Here is a 19,093-nt window from a genome sequence, read left to right as displayed (position 1 = left end):
AGATGGAGATGTTAACTGAAAAACTCGGTTTGGCTCTTGTTTTTTCGTTCGTTGTCTGGCTTGGCGCCACCGTGTTTTTTATGCTGTTCGGCAGTGCGGTTCTTGCCGAACCCGGCCAAGATTCTTTTATGCTCCGCTTTTTGCTTCTTGAAGCCGGAACTTTTGCCCTACTATATGCCGTGATCCTCGCTTACCGGCGAGTTGACAAATCGAGGTTTGCTGCGGTTAAGTTTGGCATTGTAGGGTCGGCAGTCGGTTTGTTTCTCGACACATTTTCTTTATGGCATCATTCATTGATCTTCCCGGCGCTTTCAAAGGGCCAGGTGATTGGATTTGCGGTTTGGATGGTCTTCGCGTATGCCATGTATTTGACGATACCGCTCATACTTGAAAAAAGAAGGTCTGCGGTTTAAATCTTTTATGTAAGATTCGCCCGCTTTATGCTAAAACGGGCGAACGGTCTTTAATCTTGCGGAACCGATTGTTCTGCATTGATGTATCCAGCACCGTAAACATTTGGATCGCGATCTTTCCATAAATCGGTTCCGTTTATTAACAGTTGTTTGATTTCATCAGGTCCTGTCCCTGGGGCTTGCTGAAGAATAAGGGCTGCAATGCCTGCGCAGATCGGCGTGGCCATCGAGGTTCCGGATAATATCATATAATCTGTGCCGACTCTGTTTGCTTTTTGCATCTTATCGAGGAAAGATCCAGGTGAACGAAGCGATGTAATATTTGTGCCCGGTCCCAGCAAGTCCGGTTTAACTTGACCGTAGATCGTCGGCCCTCTGCTTGAATAAGAGGCAACATCATCATCCTCCCGGCTGACTGTATCCCGGTCATCCAAAGCTCCGACTGTAATAATCTTGCTGCTGACGCCAGGGCTGGCAATCGTTTGCGCATCAGGACCGGAATTTCCGGCTGCCGCACATACAACAATGCCTGCGTCCCATGCTGCATGAACAGCTTTAACGACCGGATCTTCTTCCTCATTCTCGTAGCGTAACGCATCTGCCCCCAATGACATTGAAAGAATGTCGATCGGATCATCAGGGTTTTCCTCATTGAATTGAATGCACCAATCGATCCCTTGAATGACAGTTTCCAGCGTGCCGGATCCCATTTTGTCCAATACTTTTACACCGACAAGTTCCGCTTCAGGAGCAGGCCCCCGGTACTGACCCGATGAGGCAGCTCCGTTTCCGCAAGCATCGCCGGCGCAGTGTGTGCCATGGCCATTGTCATCATACGGTTCTGTCCTTTGGTTGACAAAGTCTTGAAAAGCCCTGATCCTGCCTTCAAGATCTTTGTGAGGGTATATGCCCGTATCAATGACAGCGATTGTGACACCTTTGCCTGTCAGCGTCTGGTTGTTTCTGATCACCTCTTTGGCACGGCTTGATTCAACCGCTACGTCGAGGAGCGCTTTCACTTTGCGATTTAAATAAATTTTGCGAATGTCACCGCATTGAGATAGAAGCGATTGCAAAGAAGAAGGGGTGACTTCCGCGCTGCAGCAGCTAATGTTGGAAAAGCGATGCTTGATTTTGTTTCTTCTCTTGCTGCCGATCATTTCATTGACTAATTGATAGCCTTTATGGTGGCTGTCTTTTTCAAATTCAATAATGACCGGTATTTTTTTGTTCTTCATTAATATTTTTTCGAAAAATCCGTGTAAAAAGCAAGGGGTCCATTTAAAAGGTTTATAGAGTTTCAGCACGCTTTCTCTCAGCGGCCGGTCCAGTTTATGGGCGTTGGACCTTACCATTTGAACCATATAGGAACCGAACATCCTAGTTCCACCTCATCTCTTATAGTTTATTCTTCCTCTTAATCTATGAATGAAAGGGGGGTCCCGTAAAGTTGGCTGTCCTAAAACGGCGGCAAAAGAGGCCTGTTTCCCATTCGCTTCTGAAAGTGGCAACGGAAGTCCAGGGTTTAAACGAGCCAAAATACATGATATTCTAGTCATGTCAATATCACCCTCTAGAAAGCGGCCAAAGGAGCTGAATTCATGGCAACAATCGAAGATTTTTTAGAGCTGGATATTCGGATTGGGACAATTTTAAAAGCGGAAGAGTTTCCTGAAGCGAAAGTGCCGGCTATTAAGCTTGACATCGATTTCGGAGAAGAGATTGGCGTCAAACGTTCGAGCGCTCAAATCACAAAGCGTTATACACCTGAAAAGCTTATAGGCCGGCAGGTGACGGCAGTCGTCAATTTTCCGCCGCGGCGGATTGCCGGGTTTAAATCGGAAGTTCTCGTTCTTGGCGGCGTGCCGGAAAAAGGCGACGTTATTTTGCTGGCGCCTGATCAAGAAGCGCCCAATGGAACGAAGATCAGCTGATGCATAAAAGAGAGGCTCCCTCTACCAGAAGGAAGCCTCTTTTTTTATTTCACCTTGAATTTTTTCGTCAATTCTCGCAGATCTTCCGCCATTTGTTCAAGTGTGGCAGAAGACGTACTGATTTCTTCCATTGAAGCCAGCTGTTCTTCCGCTGATGCCGCAATATCTTGTATTCCAGCTGTGCTTTCCCTTGAAACATCGGCGATTTGCTGAACGGCACCGGAGACTTCCTCTGAGCCTTTCGACAATTGTTCGACCGCTGCATTGAGCGTTTGCAGCTTGCCGGCAATCTCATTCGTCATGCCGCTGATTTCGTGAAAGCTTGTTTCTGTTTTCTCGGTAATTTTGAGTCCGGATTGGACTTCATGGTTGACCGATTGAAACATCTTGAGAGAATGTTCGATTTCTTTGACGATTTCCTGAATCAGCGCTTCGATTTCTTTTGCCGATTCCGCTGATTGGGCAGCAAGCTTTCGAACTTCTTCGGCGACGACGGAAAAGCCTCTGCCTGACTCGCCGGCGCGGGCCGCTTCAATCGCGGCGTTCAATGCCAATAGATTCGTTTGATCGGCAATTCCGTTAATGACCCTGAGAATTGATGTGATATCTTTCGATTTGCCTTCGAGACCTTTGACGACGCTCTCAGCTTGTTTGACAGATCGATCGATGGAGTTCATCTGGCCGACCGTTTTCTGAACGAGTTCTCCGCCGGTTTCGGCGATTTCTGTCGATTTGATCGATGATTCAGTAATCGATTCCGACACTTCGGTCATTTCGCTCAGATGATCATTCATTTGGCTGAGCTGCTGCGAGCTGGTTTCGACTTTTTCATTCTGGCTTTCGGCCCCGTTAGAGAACTGTTCGATCGCGGAAGTAATATGTTCTGTCGCTTGGCTCGTCTGTTCCGCGCTTGCTGTCAGCTGCTCTGATGATGAGGCGACATTCTCAACCGATTCCTGAATGGTGCCGATCAGTGTGCGGAGCGATTCCGCCATATCATTGAAGCTTGTGCCGAGCTGCCCGAATTCGTCATTTGAACGGACTTTAATTTGCTGTGTCAAGTCGCCGCTGCTGATGTTTTTTGCAGATTGAACGAGCTGATTCAATGGTTTACTGATCGCGCGGACGATAAAGAAAATGAGAATTCCGCCTAGCACCAAAGCCCCTGAAAAGACGATCAGAGCCATATAAAAGACGGGCTTTGTGGCGTTTGTTATCTCATCGGAAAACATTGTCCCGGCAATTTTCCAGCCTGTCAGTTTGTTTGTTGCAAACGCCATTTGCTTTTCTTTTCCTTCAAAAGTATATTTGAATACACCTTTTTCTTTGCCGTAAACTTGGTCAACCCAACCGCCTTCACCTTCAGTTCCGGCTTTAATCTTCGGATGGGCGATATATTTTTTAGATGCACTTGAGATAAAAGCAAAGCCGTCTTTTCCGACTTTGACATCATTTGTCGCTTTAATCAGCTCATCGATATTCAAGCTGAGCGCCGCGACGCCTGACCCGTCTTCATTCTGCTTGGCGATGGTAATGACCGTGTTGCCGGTAGCGGCAGAGGTGTATGGATCAGTGACGATGATTTCGCCTTTTTTCTCAACCGCTTCTTGGAACCATGGCCTTTCCGCGGGATTATAGCCGTCAGGCATTTTCGTATAAGGATGCTGCACGTAGACACCGTCTGCAGAGCCTGTGAACACGGCTTCTACATCTTTATTTTGTCTGGCGTATTGTTCAAACTGTTGTCTTAACGAAGTCTGGCCTTTATCCTTGTATGTTTTTTCTTTGATCACTTCACTGAAATATGTAATAGCATCCGCTTTTTTTTCGATATTTTGATCGATCGTTTCGTTTAATTGATCCACGCTGTTTCTTGCGCTTCTCATGATTTCATCTTCAATCGAACTTCCCGCCGTATAATAGGAAACACCTGAAAGGATTAAAACAGGGAGTGTTAAAATCAATAAAAATGAGACCGCTAATCTTTTGGAAAGAGATGGATGCTTGATCCAATTTACTATTTTTTTCATTCGCCAAAACTCCTTTTTATAGGTTACGAGATTAATATCGGACAATTTTCACACTTTTGCATCAAATTTTAAAATTTAGACTCCAAAATAAAATGCTCAACTAAGGCGAAGGCAACAGTTTTCGGGATTGGCTGAAAAAAGGGCTGCATAACTGTTGACAAAGTTTACCTTCGTTTATATACTAATCGGTAAATACAGTGAAAGGAATAGGTATAGGGGACATGAAGCAGTAATCTTATTTTCCATCGTTTTTTTTAATATGAAAAAACGGAAACTTGGAGAATAGGATGAGTATGCCCTTTTATACCTTGCATCAATTTCTGAAATTTGCATGTTTTTTGTCGTGCAAAGAAATGGGATCGGTTCATACCGCTTTCACGGTGCATATTTTGGCATGATATCCTCTCCGGGTTTCCGCGAGAGGTTTTTTGTTGTCAGCCAAAATAAAAACAGAGGTGAACGGTATGACGATCTTAATGAAAATAAGAGGTTTGCAAAAAAGCTTTGGAGAGCAAACGATTTTAAAAAACATCGTTTTTGACATTTCCAATCAAGAGCGGATTGGGTTGGTCGGATACAATGGAGCGGGGAAAACAACGCTCGCAAATATATTGAGCGGTCATATAAAAGCTGACAAAGGCACTGTTCAAACAGACCGGACGCTTAAAATCGGCTATCTGCTCCAGTCGATTGAGTACTCCATTCATGACTTCAACAGCATATTAACAGACGATGAGGGCGGGAAATTATATCAGTTGGCCAGCCGTCTTGGCTTATCAAAGGTCCAAAGCTGGAATTCCGAGCGGCTCAGTCATTTGAGCGGGGGAGAAAAACTAAAGCTTGCGCTTGCGCACGTCTGGAAAACGATGCCTGACCTCCTCATCTTAGATGAGCCCACCAATCACTTGGATTTAAAAGGAATCAGCTGGCTCCTTGAAGAACTGCAACAATATCGAGGGGCTGTATTGATTATTTCTCATGACCGTTATTTCTTGGATCAATCCGTTTCCAAAATACTTGAGCTGGAAGATGGGAAGTTGCACACTTATCAAGGAAACTATAGTGCATACCGGCAGGAGAAAAAACGGTTATATGAAGAACGTCTGCACCAATATGAAGTCCAGCAAAAGCAAAAAGAAAGAATCGAGTCACAGATTGCAACGCTCCAAAATTGGTCACAGAAAGCCCACCGTGACTCAACAAAACAGGGATCACGGTCAGAACGAAGGCAGCTGGGCTTTAAAGAATACCACCGGGTAAAAGCCAAAAAGCTCGATAACCAAGTCAAATCAAAGCTTAAACGCCTTGAACAGGAACTTGAAAAAAACAAAGCGGAAAAGCCACAAGAAGCAGAATCTGTCAATTTTCAATTTTCATCGGGAGAAAAAAGGGGCAAGCGGATTATCGAAGCGAAAGGCCTGACAAAAGCGTTTGACGGACGCACCTTATTCAAAGACAGCCATTTTTATGTCAAACATGGCGAGAGAATAGGGCTTATCGGAGACAATGGCTGCGGCAAAACGACCCTTGTGAAGATGATGTTGGATGCTGAACCTGCAACAGCCGGAACGCTATGGAAGAGCCGATCTGTAAAGGCCGCATATTTAAGCCAGGATGTCAGTGATTTAAGCGTTGATCAAACAGTGGCTGAAGTACTGAATTTGTCTGACAGAGCCGAAATCGCAAATGCGCGGACCATTTTGGCCAATATGGGAATCAAAGAAAACCGCTTTCATAATGAAATCGGGACATTCAGCCTCGGGGAGCGGACCCGGATTAAACTGGCAGGTATGATTTTAAAGGATTATGATCTGCTGATTCTGGATGAACCGACCAACCACCTTGATTTGCCAAGCAGAGAGCAGCTTGAACAGACATTGCTTGAGTTTCAAGGCACGATCATCATTGTGTCGCATGACCTGTATTTTACAGATCAATTGTGTAACAAACTTCTCGTATTTGAAAATGGGCGCATCACCCGCGTCGAAACCGGATTGAAAGATTATCGGAGCAGAAAGAAACAGCGACATGCAAAACGCTATGAAGAGGAACGGCTTCGCATCGAAAATCAGATGACCGCCGTTCTCGGAGAATTAGCCGGACTCACCCCCCAAGACCCGAGATATCATGAATTGGATCAGGAATTTTCAGAGCTGGCCAAACGCAAACGGGCGTTTTTAGAAAAAGAATAAATGGAAAGAACCATTTGTGTTTTTTAACACAGATGGTTCTTTTTTGTTTGACGTGGTTTAAATTACCACCCATTAGAGATGGCACCCAAGGTAATAATAGGATAAAAATGATGGACTTACTACAGCAATAAAAAAGGGTGATCAACATGTGGAAAACGATTGTTTCCTATTTTCCGGACTGGATGGTCCTGATGCAGGCTTTTTTTGTTTTTTTCGTCCCGTTTGCCATATCAAAAGTATTTCTGTGGCTTCGTACGGCAGGGGATGATTGATATGAGATGGTGGAAAGCAAAAACACGCAGATTGATACAGTCGTCCAACAAGCATGAAAAACCTAAAAATGAAGTGCCGGCTTTGGAATCAACGGGGTATTTGACCGGCGATTTTGATCACGACCTGCAAGCGGTCAAAACAGCCTTGGAGAATAACTCAGACGTTCATTTCCGAGAATTCAACTTAGGGCGCACCGGCATCCGGGCGGCGATTGTTTTTGTTGAAATGCTTGCAGATCAAGACCTGATTGACAAACATATTATGAAATCCCTTATGGATGATTTCTCCAAAGAATATAACATTGAGCTTTCTTCATTAAGCAGCAATATACCGGACTTAATCCAAAAGCAGATTTTATCAATCAGCGGAGTATCAGTGGCAAAGCATGTCAGCGAAGTAGTGCCGGAAGTGTTGATGGGTACGGCCATACTGCTGATCGACGGTTCAGCGGAAGTTTTATTGCTGGGAACCGTTAAAAAAAATACAAGGAACATTGAAGAGCCCGTATCTGAATCCTTGGTCAGAGGGGCGCGCATCGGCTTTACGGAAACAATTGGCACAAATACAGCCCTTTTGAGGCAGCACGGCAAAAATCAAAATTTGTCTATGGTTCAATTTCAAGTTGGGAAGCGAGCTGTCAAAAATCTTGTCGTCGCCTATATTAAAGACGTGGCTGAACCAGGACTGGTGGAAGAAGTCAAAAAAAGAATCGAAAAGATTGATATCGATGATGTGCTCGAATCAGGTTTTGTCGAACAGCTGATCGAAGACAATTATCTCAGTCCATTTCCGCAGGTGCAAAGCACTGAACGTCTTGACAGGGTGATGAGTGCGTTAATGGAGGGCAGAGTGGCCATCTTATTGGACGGGACGCCTTTTGTTTTAATCGTTCCGGTTACATTCAGTATGCTCCTGCAATCGCCCGAGGATTATTATGAACGCTGGCTCCCGAGTTCACTGATCCGCATCATGCGAATTGGCGCAGCGATGATCTCGCTTCTTGGACCCGCTTTATATATTTCCTTTATTTCGTTTCATCCTGGGCTGATTCCGAGTGAACTTGCGATTTCCATTACCGGAACGAGGGTGGGTGTACCTTTTCCATCGCTGATCGAAGCGCTCATTATGGAAGTGGCGATCGAAATTTTGCGCGAAGCCGGCCTCCGGCTGCCAAAACCAATCGGTCCGGCGATGGGAATCGTCGGCGGTATCATCATCGGGGAGGCTGCCGTGCAGGCAGGCATTGTCAGCCCGATTATGGTCATCGTTGTCGCCGTTACCGCGATTTCTTCATTCGCCATTCCGCAATACAGCGCCGGTATTTCGCTGCGCATGTTGAGATTTGTGGCGATGTTTTGTGCAGCCACGTTCGGTTTGTACGGGGTGATTATGTTTTTCCTCATGCTTGCCAGCCACGCGGTGAAGCTGAAAAGCTTTGGTGTTCCATACGCAAGCCCGGCTGTCCCTTATCGTTTGCAAGATTGGAAAGATTTCATCGTTCGCATGCCGATACAGTTGATGAAAAAGCGGCCGAAGTTGCTAAAAACAGACGATTCGACACGTCAGTAGCAGAGAAAGGAGAAAACGCTTATGATGGTCAGGCAAGAAGAGCGCATTACCACTTCGCAAACAGCTGTTATCATCACCAATTTCCTGCTTGGGACAGGGATCCTGACACTTCCGCGAACGTCTGTTGACGAGGTCGGAACCCCTGATGTTTGGATCACGCTTATATTAGGCGGCTTAGTCGCTCTCTTGGCCGCGGTCATCATGGTAAAGCTCAACCATCAATATCCTAATAAAACCTTTTATGAATACAGTCAGGACATCATCGGCAAATGGATCGGCAGCCTGATCAGCTTGTTTTTCGTATCTTATCTATTGGCCCATTCCGGTTTTCAGGTCCGCTCGATGCTTGAAATCATCCGCTTTTTTTTACTGGAAGGAACACCCCGCTGGGCCATTGTCATGATTTTTTTATGGGTGGGATTATACTTGATCGTTGGCGGTTTAAGTTCGATCGCCCGATTGTTCCAAATCGTGCTCCCCATTACATTTATTCTTTTTCTGCTGGTCGTGTTTATGGGTATCGGAATTTTTGATGTGGACAACTTGCGTCCTGTACTTGGCAAGGGAATAGGGCCTGTCTTAAAAGGAATAAAGGTGACCGCATTGTCTTTTTCAGGTATTGAAATCATTTTGATCCTGATGCCCTTCATGTATCAGCCTCGCAAGGCCATTCATACGGTTGTGATCGGGATCGCCATCCCTTTGCTTTTCTATATGATCACCGTCGTTATGGTAATCGGCGCCCTGTCTATAGACGGGGTGGTATCACGAACCTGGCCGACGATTGATTTGATGAGAAGCTTTGAAATACCCGGTCTGATATTTGAACGGTTTGAGTCTTTGCTGCTGGTCATCTGGATCATGCAGCTGTTCTCCACCTTTGTCATTTCTTTTTATGGTGCAGCATTAGGCCTGGCCCAGCTCTTTAAAACAAATATTCGGCCGATGCTGTTTGCTTTACTTCCGGTGATTTATCTCATGGCCATGATCCCGAAAAATATCAACAACATGTTTGCATTCGGAGATTTTATTGGAAACAGCGGCGTTTATTTAGGCGGCATGACACCGCTCGTCCTGCTGGTGATTTCAAAAATAAAAAGGAGGAAACAAGGAACTGACAGAGGCTGATGATTGAAAAAGGAAAGGGGGGATTTCTCCATGATGGTGAGTCAGCAAGACAAAATTACCGTTTCGCAAACCGTCATCGTCATCACGAATTTTCTGCTGGGAACTGGTATCTTGACACTGCCGCGGACATCTGTGGAAGCGGTTAAGACGCCGGATGTCTGGCTGTCTGTTGCATTTGGAGGATTGATTGCTCTATTGGCAGGTTTCATCATGGTGAAATTAAGCATGGAGTACCCCGAAAAAACGTTATATCAATACAGCCGCGATATTATTGGCAAGTGGCCGGGAGGACTTTTCAGCCTGCTTTTGATTTGCTATTTTCTCGCAACGTCAAGTTTCCAAGTCCGCTCTGTTACAGAGGTTATGGGATTTTACTTACTGGAAGACACGCCGCTTTGGGCGATGGCGATGGTTTTTTTATGGAGCGGGATCTATTTAATAATCGGCGGTATCAATCCGATTGCCCGACTTTATGAAATCATTTTTCCGATTACAGTACTCATTTTTCTTGTCGTCATATTTATGAGTGCAAGCATATTCGAGACCGACAATTTGCGTCCGGTTCTCGGGAAAGGGATCGTGCCGGTGATGCAAGGAGTCAAGACAACGTCTTTTGCTTATACAGGCATAGAAGTTCTGCTGATCATCGTTCCTTTTATGAGAAAGCCCGAGCAAGCGTTAAAAGCTACTTTAATGGGCATTTCTTTCCCGATTATCTTTTATATGATCACCGTTATTATGGTCATCGGTGCACTGTCGGTCGATGGAGTGACATCATGGACCTGGCCGACGATTGATTTAATGAGAAGCTTTGAAATGCCGGGGCTGATTTTTGAACGGTTTGAGTCCATGCTGCTGGTCATCTGGATCATGCAAATATTCTCCAATTTTACGATTAGCTATTTTGCTGCTGCTATAGGTCTGTCACAACTCTTGAAGAGGAGGATGGAACCGATATTATTCGGCTTGCTTCCGGTCATTTATCTCATTGCGATGACGCCTAAAAATATCGACCAGCTCTTTCAAATGGGAGATCTGATCGGCAACAGCGCCATCTTTTTAGTCGGGCTCATCCCGCTCATGCTTTTGGTGATATCGAAAGTAAGGAGGAGAAAGTTTGAAAAAAATTAACACCATTCGCTACTTAACGATTGCTTTCCTTTTGTTTTTATTAACCGGATGCTGGAGCAGCCATGAAATTGAAGAGCTGGGTCTCACATTTGCGATGGGGATTGACAAAGGCAAAGAAACCGAACTCGAAAAAAAATTTGACGAAATGGGAGGTAATTACCCGAAAAAAGATCGGATCACGATGATCTATCAATACGTGAACGAACAGGCGGCCGGTTCAAAATCGACCGGAGGAAGCACTGATCAAAAATCGTATATTAACGTTTATGGAACGGGGGACTCGCTTCAGCAAATTAACTCTGAAGTAGCATTGAGACAGGACAGGCCTGTATTCAGTCCTCATTTAAAGGTGATTGTCATCGCCGCTGAGCTTCTCCGCACCTATTCGCTGGCAGAACTGCTTGATCAGCCTCTCCGCGATAATGAAATCAGGCCGAGCAGTATGGTGATCGTCACAAGAGGGCGGGCGAGAGACACGCTTGAGCTGAAGGAAACCGGTGAAATGCCGGCGTTTCGACTGCGCAAAATCGTCGAAAATGAATATAAAGCGAAAAAAATTCTTCCTCCTGTGACACTTGCCAAACTGACAGGCAAAATGAGGTCAGGAACGAGCTATCTGCTTCAAAATGTTATTGGTACCGATGGGGAAGTCAAATATGCAGGAGCAGCCGCGATCAACGGAAAAACCAATAAGCTGATCGGTTATTTGGATGAACATGACTTAGAAGGGGTAATGTGGATCACCGGAATGGGAATTGGAGGCACGGTTAAAAGTTATGACCCGGAAGAAAAAAAAGTGACCGCATTTGGTGTCGAAACGATTAAAAGCGACATCAAGCCTATCGTCAAAGGAAACCGTCTTTCTTTTGAAGTGAACGTAAAGTCAGATGGTTATCTTGCGGAAAACTGGAGCACGAATGAAAAAGCTTTTGATAACAAATTTTTAGAAAAGGTCGAAAAAACAACCGAGAAAACGGTGAAAAAAACGATGGAGGACATTACAAAAAAAATGAAAACCGAATACAAAGCAGATCTTGCCGGATTCGGGAACGAGCTGAGGATCAAGCATCCGAGGCTTTGGGAAAAACTAAAGAAAAATTGGGATGAGACTTTTACCGATATACCGATTACATTTCATGTGCAAATCACGATTAAAGAATACGGTACCGTTGGGGATCAGTAACAGAAGCACTTCTAATCACGAAAGGCGGAGAAATACGCAATGATCCGTTCCGAAGATAAAATTACGACTTCTCAGGCCATTGTTGTCTTAGTCAGTTATATTATGGCTGCCGGGATTCTCACCTTGCCAAGAACCGCTGCAGAAGAAGCCGGTACGCCGGATGTATGGATTTCCGTCCTATTAGGCGGAATTGTCACAATGGCAGCCGGAGTCGTGATGACAAAATTAAGCCAGGATTATCCCGGGCAAACATTTTTTCAATATGGGGAAAACATTGTCGGAAAGTGGCTCAGTATTGTGAGCAGCCTACTGTTTATTGAGCATTTTGTGATGATTGCGGCTTTTGAAGCAAGAATTATGGCAGAAGTCATCACCTTTTTTTTGCTGCAGCAAACACCGATTTGGGCGATCGTCATGTCGATGATGTGGGTCGGATTTTATTCGATAAAAGACGGTATGGGATCGCTTGCCCGTTTATTTGAAATCATTTTTCCGATTACAATCCTTTTCTTTTTAACCGTCGTATTTATGAGTTTTGGCATATTCGAACTGGATAACCTGCGGCCAGTCCTCGGGGAAGGCATCATGCCGGCATTAAAGGGGACAAAAGCGACAATGCTTTCATTTATCAGCGCAGAAGTAATGATGTTTCTTTTGGCGTTTATGAAAAAGCCGAAAGATGGTGTCAAAGTCGTTGTCATGGGAATCGGCATTGCGATACTCTTTTACTTAACGACGGTCGTATTCGTGATCGGAGGGCTGTCAGTCGACGGGGTAACCGCGTTGACATGGCCGACGCTTGATCTCATCCGCAGTTTTGAAATGCCCGGCTTAATATTTGAACGTTTTGAATCGCTGCTCCTTGTCATCTGGATTATGCAGTTGTTTGCGACTTTTTCCGTCTCATTTTACGCCGCATCGCTGGGGCTGTCGCAAATTTTCAAAAAAAAGAGCAGACCGATTATGTTCGGTCTGCTTCCGGTGATGTATGTTATCGCGATGACGCCCAAAAACCTCGATGGCGTTTTTTCTCTCGGCAACATGATCAGCTACATTGCGGTGGTTTTATTCGGCATTGTGCCGGTTCCGCTTTTATTGATTTCGAAAATGAGGAAAAAGAAACCTTTGCAAAGCTAGATGTTCAGCCCGCTTTGTTTACTTGCTTCTTAGCTCTCGGTTTCACCCTGTCATTCGGCATGAAAAACACGAGCAAAAAGGCGGCCGCTGCGGGGAAAATTGCCCAAGTAAACGTATGAACAATCGAATGTGACAGCGCCTCGGTGATGTGATTTAAAATATCCGGTGGCATTGATGCCCGGGCACTAGACAAAATCTGGTTGGCATCATTCGGTGAGGCGAGATTTGAAGCGCCTGTGCTTTTAAACATATCTTCCATCTGTTCTGAAAATTGGTTTTTTTGAATCATGCCGAACATACTGGCGCCGATCGTCATGCCGAGAGAGCGCATAAAGTTGCTCGTAGAAGTCGCTGAGCCGCGCTGTTCCGGGCCGAAATGATGGATAGCCGCCATGCTTAATACAGAGAAAGAAAAACCGACTCCCAAGCCGACAACAATCATATAAATGGTTAATAATAAACGCGGAGTGTCAATGTTAAGCGTGCTTAATAAAGAAAACCCGCTGACGAGAACCAGTCCTGAGATGAGCATAATGTTCCGGTAGCTCATTTTTGTCGTTAAGAATCCGCCAAGCTGGGCTGATACGACAGAGCCGAGCATCATCGGCAAAAGAACAAGCCCGGAGTTTGTCGCAGAATCTCCGTAAACACCCTGAACAAAGATCGGAATCTGGATGGTAGCTGAAATAAATGTCCCGCCGTAAAATAAAGCGACAAGCGTGCTGCCGGCAAACAGCCGGTTTTTAAACATATGAAATGATCGGTTCACTGGCCTTACGTTCGATCATGAGGAAGCAAACCAATAAGACGGCTGCACTTCCGAAAAGTGTAAGGATGACATTCGAATCCCAGGCGTATTTCTCGCCGCCGAGCTCCAACGCAAACATGAGGCAGACGACCGCTCCTACGAGCGTGATCGCCCCTAGCCAATCAATGCGATGCTTTTCATGCTGTTTCGTTTCTTTGTAAAATAGAAGAATGAAAACAAAAGAAACCATACCGAGCGGCAGATTCATATAAAAAATCCAGTGCCAGCTGATGTAGTCAGTGACATAGGCGCCGATGAGCGGTCCGAAAATGCTCGAAAGGCCAAAAACAGCGCCGAAAAGTCCAGTGATCTTACCGCGTTTTTCCAGCGGGAAAATATCAAAAATGATGGTAAAAGCAATCGGAATGAGCGCGCCTCCGCCAATTCCTTGGATCGCGCGGTAAATGCTGAGCTGCTCAATGGTTGTAGCCGTTCCGCACAATGCTGATCCCGCCATGAACACGATGCTGCCAAAAAGAAAAAAACGTTTTCTTCCATACATATCCGACAGCTTGCCGAATATCGGCATGCCGGCCATTTCAGCGACCATAAAGGCAGATACAACCCAGACAAAGCTGTCGAGTCCGCCAAGATCGCCGACAATTGTTCCCATTGCCGTGACAACGATGGTATTGTCCATCGAAGCCATCAAAATAGCAAGCAAAAGCCCTGCTACAACAAATCCTAATTTTTGATTTTGAGTTTGTGACAAATCAATCTATTCTCCTTTAAATAAATTCGTTCTAAAGCAGCGTTTGGCATGGACGCTTCATCCTGTTATGATCATTTATATCAGGAAATAAATATCTTAGCTGCTAAGACATAATGATTTTATAGAAGGGTGTTACCGATGTCAAGAACAAATCATATTGAAGGAGAAGGGCTGCTCAACGAGCTGATACAGCAGTTGAGATTTCACAGCACCGCAACCATTTTTCTGCACGAGGCGATCGGCGAGAAAATCGGACTGAACGCCACGGATCATAAATGCCTTGAGATTATCGCGCGGGAAGGGAAAGTAACAGCGGGGGAGCTTGCCGCAAAAAGCGGGCTGACAACGGGAGCGATCACAGGCGTGATCGACCGCCTTGAGAAAACGGGCTATGTCAGACGCATCAGGGATTCGTCCGACAGAAGGCGTCTTTTAGTCGAACTGATCCCGGAAAACATGGAGAAGATCTCTCATATCTTTCAAGACTTGGCGCAAGAATCTGCCGGATTTTTAAGCCGATATTCAGAGGGGGAACTGCAAACCATTATCAAATTTTTGAAAAACAGCACGGCGTTCGCCGCCGATTATGCCAAAACTTTAAAGAAGACAAAGTGACAAAAGACCGGTTTTGTTTCAACCGGTCTTTTGTACACGTTCATATTTTTTCAATTTGAACTCTTCCGGAAAAGAAAGTTGCTCCACCGCCCATATCAGCTAATCGATCAGGCGTCAGTGCATTGACGAGATAATGCTTCCCATCTGCATCCGCCCATAATCCTTGGCTGACGGCCACACCCGGAAGGACGTGTTCTCCGACCGCAGCGGGCAGGATACATGATCCGCGGTCATTCCAAACCTTCACCAAATCTCCGTTTTCGATGCCTTTTTCTTCGGCATCCTTTCTATTTAAGTGAAGTTTCGGCTCCTTTTCTAATTTGATATGCTTTTCATTGTTTGAAAAGGTCGAATTTAAAAAATTATGATTCGGTCCGGGTACAAATAAAAACGGATACTTGTCAGTTTCAACAAGCGGGGTATGAGTCGGCAGGCCCGGATAGCCGTGCTGTTCCATCAGTTTTGAGTACAATTCAATTTTTCCGCTGGGCGTTGGCAGTTTATCAGGAAAAATCGTTTTCCGATTGGCTTTGACAAAATGCTTTTCAGTCAGGCTGTCGTAGTCAATGCCGTCGAGCCACGGATTATCAGGGTAGTCAAGCGCCTGTCTGATCATCTCTTCGTCGGAATCTTTCAGCGGTTCATCATCAAAGCCCAGCGCCTCAGCCAAAAGTCTGAATACTTCTGTATTTGACTTGCTCTCACCGTATTTTTCAATAACAGGCTGCTGAATTTGCGCATAATGGTGCCAATATGATGTATAGAAATCCGTATTTTCGAAAGCTGAAGAAGCCGGCAGGACGATATCGGCATACCGTGCCGTTTCCGTCAAGAATAAATCGTGAACAACCGTGAATAAATCTTCGCGCTCAAGCCCTTTCCTGACTTTGTTCGCCTCCGGCGCGACGACGGCCGGATTGCTGCTGTACACAAACAGCGAACGGATCGGAGGCTCGGTTTCTAGGAGAGCTTTGCCAAGCTGATTCATGTTGATGACCCTCGGCGTTCTGCCTTTTAGTAAATCGGGACGCTGCAAAGCTTTTGTATTATAGGCCAAAAATGCCGTGTTGCCTTTGATCGCTCCGCCTCCTTTTTTCGTCCACTGGCCCGTGATCGCGGGGAGGCACGCGATGGTGCGAACAATCATTCCTCCATTGTCATGATGCTGAAGACCGTTGCCGATCCGGATCAGGGAAGGGGAGGTGCGGCCGTACAAGCGGGCGAGCTCGACAATATCATTCCGGGATACGCCGGTGATTGCCTCTACAGTGGCGGGATCGTATTGCAGTACATGGCGACGGAGCTCTTCATGGCCGACTGTAAATTCTTTCAGAAATGGTTCATCAGCCAAATTTTCCTCGAATAAGACATGCATAATGCCAAGCGCAAGCGCGCTGTCCGTGCCGGGACGAATCGGAATAAACCAATCCGCCATCCGCCCGGTCTGATTTTTATGAACGTCGATCACAACGATTTTTGCACCGTTTTTCCGGGCTTTTTGAGCAATAGTGATTTGATGCATGTTGGTTGAGACTGCATTGATTCCCCAAAAGATAAACAGTTTTGTTTCCGTTGTATCTTCAGGGTCTGTGCCGATGCTTCCGCCCATCGTGTATTTATAGCCGACAGAACCGGCAGGAGTGCAAATCGCCCGGTCAAGCTGGCTCGACCCGAGGCGGTGAAAAAAGCGCCTGTCCATTCCTTCAGCCGTCAAATTCCCCATATTGCCGTAAAAGCTGTAGGGCAGAATGCTTTCGGGGCCTTCCTGTTCAATGAGCGACTGCCAGCGGGAGCGAATCGTTTCAATTGCTTCATCCCAGCTGATCGGTTCAAAAATCCCGTCACCTTTTGGACCCGTCCGTTTCAGCGGAGTTTTCAGCCGTTTGGGATCATAAATACGCTCCGTCATATTGCGGACTTTATTGCAAATATTGCCCTGTGTGACCGGATGGTCCGGGTCGCCTTGTATTTTAACGATTTTTCCGTCTTTTTTATGAACGAGCAGCCCGCATTGATCCGGGCAGTCGAGCGAACATACGGATTTGAAAATCCCGTCTTTTTGATCAACAAATGACTCCATGGAATCCGTTCCTTTCCGATAAAATGAATATGATTCTAGCATTATATCACAAAATCTCGTCAATTCTGAAAATAAGAGCCGAAAGAATCGCGGCAGAACAACGATAAAAAAGGATGCCCCTGGAAGGACATCCTTTAAGTTTTTGTTTATTCTTTATCAAAATCAGGCGCGACCGCTTTTTTAATAAATAAAGCGGTAAAGAAAGCGATACAGCATAAAGCAAGCGCAAACCAGTAGGCATGGTGAACACCGTGAGTCATCGCTTCATGCACGATTTGTGGGCTTGCGGCTTCTTGTCCGGCAAGATAGCTTTTCTGGCCTTGGCTCATGATGCTGACGAACACCGAAACACCGAGTGCGCCTGCAACAGGCTGAAGCGTGTTGGCGATTGCCGTTCCATGAGGATATAAATGTTTCGGCAATTCGTTTAATGCATTCGTCTGCGCAGGCATCATGATGGCTGAGATCGACAGCATCAAGATGATGTACACAATAATAAACGCCCAGACCGGCACCGAAGGATTGATCCTACTGAAGAAAAACATCACGCCGACGAGAACGATCGTACCCGGAATGATGAGTTTTCTCGGCCCGAACTTATCGAATAAAGCGCCCATGGCCGGTGACATGAGACCGTTTAGCAAGGCCCCGGGCAAAAGTAAAAGCCCTGCTGCTTTGGCTGTAAAACCAAGCGGTCCTTGCAAATACATCGGCATCACGATTTCGGAAGCGAACATCGCCATAATGACAATCACAAATAGGCAGACCCCGCGCGTGTAATTTTTATAGGCGAACACACGCACATCGAGCAACGGTTGTTCAAGCTTCAGCTGACGAAGCACGAACAACACGATACTGATCAGGCTGACGATGATTACACCGATGATCAGAGGGGACTGAAACCCTTCCGGAGCCTCTCCGGCACTGCTGAATCCGTATACGATTCCGCCGATCCCGATGGTTGAGAGAACGATCGATAAAAAATCAGCCCGCGGGCGCGTCGCTTCTCCGACATTTTGCAAATACTTCACCGCAAACAAGATTGAAAATACTGCAAAAGGGATGACGATAATAAACAGCCAGCGCCAGCCGAGGATGTCAACAATGACGCCCGAAAGAGTGGGGCCGATCGCCGGAGCAAACATGATGACCAAACCGAACGTCCCCATGATTTTCCCGCGGACTTCAGGCCGATAAATGAGCAAGAGTGCGTTCATAATAATAGGGATCAAGAGACCTGTACCGACCGCCTGAATCATGCGCCCCGTCAAGAGCATCGGAAAATTCACTGCACAAGCGGCGATGATGGTTCCGACTAAAAAAATCGACATGACGCCGATAAACATCTGTCTTGTCGTGAACCATTGAATCAGTAAAGCGGAAATAGGCATTAAAACACCCATGACAAGCATAAATCCGGTTGCCAGCCATTGAACAGTCGGGGCATCAACGTGAAAGACTTCCATCAGCTCTGTTAATGCGATGTTCAACAGCGTTTCGTTTAATATTGCAAAAAATGCACCAATCATGAAGGTGACTAATATTGCTTTGGAATTAAACTTTTTCTCCATATCAAACCTCCTGTAATACAATTTACCCAAAAACATGACGACAAATGATATGTAGGATTCCCGAATATCTGGAGTCCCAATTTGTTTCTTTCGTTTTTCATCTTATATAATAACGTGTCTCCACCGCCGTTCATTGTTTTTCTTCATGATTGGCAACTATATGAGTATACTCGGTTTCACCCATATTTACAATAAAATTGTCAGGTTCATCTTTTGAAGTTAACGTATGGATGATTATGAAAAGACAGGGAGGGAAGGACATAGATCATCTTTTCAGTCAAATCAGCCGATTATTACAGGTATAATTTACCTGTATT

Annotated in this window: 14 protein-coding genes and 1 pseudogene; 10 read left to right on the top strand and 5 right to left on the bottom strand. The window is 45.6% G+C overall.

The genetic code is table 11. From position 1 onward, the window contains the following. Positions 1–2: 2 nt before the first annotated feature. Positions 3–413 carry a DUF5367 family protein gene (locus tag MHB72_RS11625; protein ID WP_026579583.1) on the top strand — a complete coding sequence of 137 codons (411 nt, stop codon included), beginning with the start codon at positions 3–5 and terminating at the stop codon, positions 411–413. 50 nt (positions 414–463) lie between these two features. Here MHB72_RS11625 and MHB72_RS11620 read toward each other — a convergent pair whose 3' ends face one another. Further along, entirely contained in the window at positions 464–1,792 is a 1,329-nt protein-coding gene (locus tag MHB72_RS11620) for a S8 family peptidase (RefSeq protein ID WP_101560970.1), read from the bottom strand. Positions 1,793–2,014: 222 nt separating this feature from the next. On the opposite strand from MHB72_RS11620, the gene csaA reads away from it, so the two are divergent. Continuing rightward, positions 2,015–2,347, top strand: coding sequence for a chaperone CsaA (gene csaA, locus MHB72_RS11615; RefSeq protein WP_075213116.1), 333 nt, complete (start codon positions 2,015–2,017; stop codon positions 2,345–2,347). A 44-nt stretch (positions 2,348–2,391) separates the two neighbouring features. On the opposite strand, the gene tlpB is transcribed toward csaA, so the two are convergent. Beyond that, positions 2,392–4,377: a methyl-accepting chemotaxis protein TlpB gene (gene tlpB / locus MHB72_RS11610; protein WP_216920775.1), complete on the bottom strand. Its 1,986-nt coding sequence runs from the start codon at positions 4,375–4,377 to the stop codon at positions 2,392–2,394. 464 nt (positions 4,378–4,841) lie between these two features. Here tlpB and abc-f point away from each other — a divergent pair, with 464 nt between their 5' ends. From abc-f to MHB72_RS11575, 7 genes are all read left to right on the top strand, one after another. Continuing rightward, positions 4,842–6,569 (top strand): ribosomal protection-like ABC-F family protein, encoded by a 1,728-nt coding sequence (abc-f, locus tag MHB72_RS11605; protein WP_216920842.1) that lies wholly within the window; start codon positions 4,842–4,844, stop codon positions 6,567–6,569. 146 nt (positions 6,570–6,715) lie between these two features. Continuing rightward, entirely contained in the window at positions 6,716–6,841 is a 126-nt protein-coding gene (locus tag MHB72_RS11600; protein ID WP_023855724.1) for a hypothetical protein, read from the top strand. Between the two features lies 1 nt (position 6,842). After that, positions 6,843–8,411, top strand: a complete 1,569-nt coding sequence (locus tag MHB72_RS11595; protein WP_216920773.1) for a spore germination protein — start codon at positions 6,843–6,845, stop codon at positions 8,409–8,411. A 21-nt stretch (positions 8,412–8,432) separates the two neighbouring features. Continuing rightward, on the top strand, positions 8,433–9,539 hold the full coding sequence (locus tag MHB72_RS11590) for a spore germination protein (protein ID WP_216920771.1): 1,107 nt from the start codon (positions 8,433–8,435) through the stop codon (positions 9,537–9,539). Positions 9,540–9,569: 30 nt separating this feature from the next. Beyond that, positions 9,570–10,670 carry a spore germination protein gene (locus MHB72_RS11585; protein WP_216920769.1) on the top strand — a complete coding sequence of 367 codons (1,101 nt, stop codon included), beginning with the start codon at positions 9,570–9,572 and terminating at the stop codon, positions 10,668–10,670. Then, positions 10,657–11,853, top strand: a complete 1,197-nt coding sequence (locus tag MHB72_RS11580) for a Ger(x)C family spore germination protein (RefSeq protein ID WP_216920767.1) — start codon at positions 10,657–10,659, stop codon at positions 11,851–11,853. The genes MHB72_RS11585 and MHB72_RS11580 overlap by 14 nt, the downstream gene beginning before the upstream one ends. Before the next feature lie 39 nt (positions 11,854–11,892). Beyond that, a complete protein-coding gene (locus tag MHB72_RS11575) occupies positions 11,893–12,990 on the top strand; it encodes a spore germination protein (protein WP_216920765.1) in 1,098 nt (365 codons plus the stop codon). Between the two features lie 4 nt (positions 12,991–12,994). Here the strand turns inward: MHB72_RS11575 and MHB72_RS11570 are convergent. After that, a pseudogene (locus MHB72_RS11570) lies at positions 12,995–14,447 on the bottom strand (MDR family MFS transporter). Between the two features lie 201 nt (positions 14,448–14,648). Between MHB72_RS11570 and MHB72_RS11565 the strand changes: the two are divergent. Next, positions 14,649–15,125 carry a MarR family winged helix-turn-helix transcriptional regulator gene (locus MHB72_RS11565; protein WP_023855731.1) on the top strand — a complete coding sequence of 159 codons (477 nt, stop codon included), beginning with the start codon at positions 14,649–14,651 and terminating at the stop codon, positions 15,123–15,125. 40 nt (positions 15,126–15,165) lie between these two features. On the opposite strand, the gene MHB72_RS11560 is transcribed toward MHB72_RS11565, so the two are convergent. Together MHB72_RS11560 and MHB72_RS11555 are read right to left on the bottom strand one after the other, a co-directional pair. Continuing rightward, the gene (locus MHB72_RS11560; protein ID WP_050821053.1) at positions 15,166–17,205 is read right to left on the bottom strand and encodes a molybdopterin-containing oxidoreductase family protein; all 2,040 of its coding nucleotides are present in this window, start codon (positions 17,203–17,205) and stop codon (positions 15,166–15,168) included. Positions 17,206–17,351: 146 nt separating this feature from the next. Next, positions 17,352–18,776 carry an MDR family MFS transporter gene (locus tag MHB72_RS11555; protein ID WP_026579590.1) on the bottom strand — a complete coding sequence of 475 codons (1,425 nt, stop codon included), beginning with the start codon at positions 18,774–18,776 and terminating at the stop codon, positions 17,352–17,354. Positions 18,777–19,093 lie beyond the last annotated feature (317 nt).

This window comes from Bacillus sp. FSL K6-1284, from assembly GCF_038002625.1.
In the GTDB taxonomy this organism is placed as follows: Bacteria; Bacillota; Bacilli; order Bacillales; family Bacillaceae; genus Bacillus; species Bacillus paralicheniformis.
Note: the sequence above shows the minus strand (reverse complement) of the source record. Positions and strands in the feature narration are given on the sequence as shown.

Bases quoted from the DNA above. Each gene is read 5' to 3' on its own strand.
- MHB72_RS11625 (WP_026579583.1), top strand. From the start codon at position 3: ATGGAGATGTTAACTGAAAAACTCGGTTTGGCTCTTGTTTTTTCGTTC.
- MHB72_RS11620 (WP_101560970.1), bottom strand. From the start codon at position 1,792: ATGTTCGGTTCCTATATGGTTCAAATGGTAAGGTCCAACGCCCATAAA.
- csaA (WP_075213116.1), top strand. From the start codon at position 2,015: ATGGCAACAATCGAAGATTTTTTAGAGCTGGATATTCGGATTGGGACA.
- tlpB (WP_216920775.1), bottom strand. From the start codon at position 4,377: ATGAAAAAAATAGTAAATTGGATCAAGCATCCATCTCTTTCCAAAAGA.
- abc-f (WP_216920842.1), top strand. From the start codon at position 4,842: ATGACGATCTTAATGAAAATAAGAGGTTTGCAAAAAAGCTTTGGAGAG.
- MHB72_RS11600 (WP_023855724.1), top strand. From the start codon at position 6,716: ATGTGGAAAACGATTGTTTCCTATTTTCCGGACTGGATGGTCCTGATG.
- MHB72_RS11595 (WP_216920773.1), top strand. From the start codon at position 6,843: ATGAGATGGTGGAAAGCAAAAACACGCAGATTGATACAGTCGTCCAAC.
- MHB72_RS11590 (WP_216920771.1), top strand. From the start codon at position 8,433: ATGATGGTCAGGCAAGAAGAGCGCATTACCACTTCGCAAACAGCTGTT.
- MHB72_RS11585 (WP_216920769.1), top strand. From the start codon at position 9,570: ATGATGGTGAGTCAGCAAGACAAAATTACCGTTTCGCAAACCGTCATC.
- MHB72_RS11575 (WP_216920765.1), top strand. From the start codon at position 11,893: ATGATCCGTTCCGAAGATAAAATTACGACTTCTCAGGCCATTGTTGTC.
- MHB72_RS11565 (WP_023855731.1), top strand. From the start codon at position 14,649: ATGTCAAGAACAAATCATATTGAAGGAGAAGGGCTGCTCAACGAGCTG.
- MHB72_RS11560 (WP_050821053.1), bottom strand. From the start codon at position 17,205: ATGGAGTCATTTGTTGATCAAAAAGACGGGATTTTCAAATCCGTATGT.
- MHB72_RS11555 (WP_026579590.1), bottom strand. From the start codon at position 18,776: ATGGAGAAAAAGTTTAATTCCAAAGCAATATTAGTCACCTTCATGATT.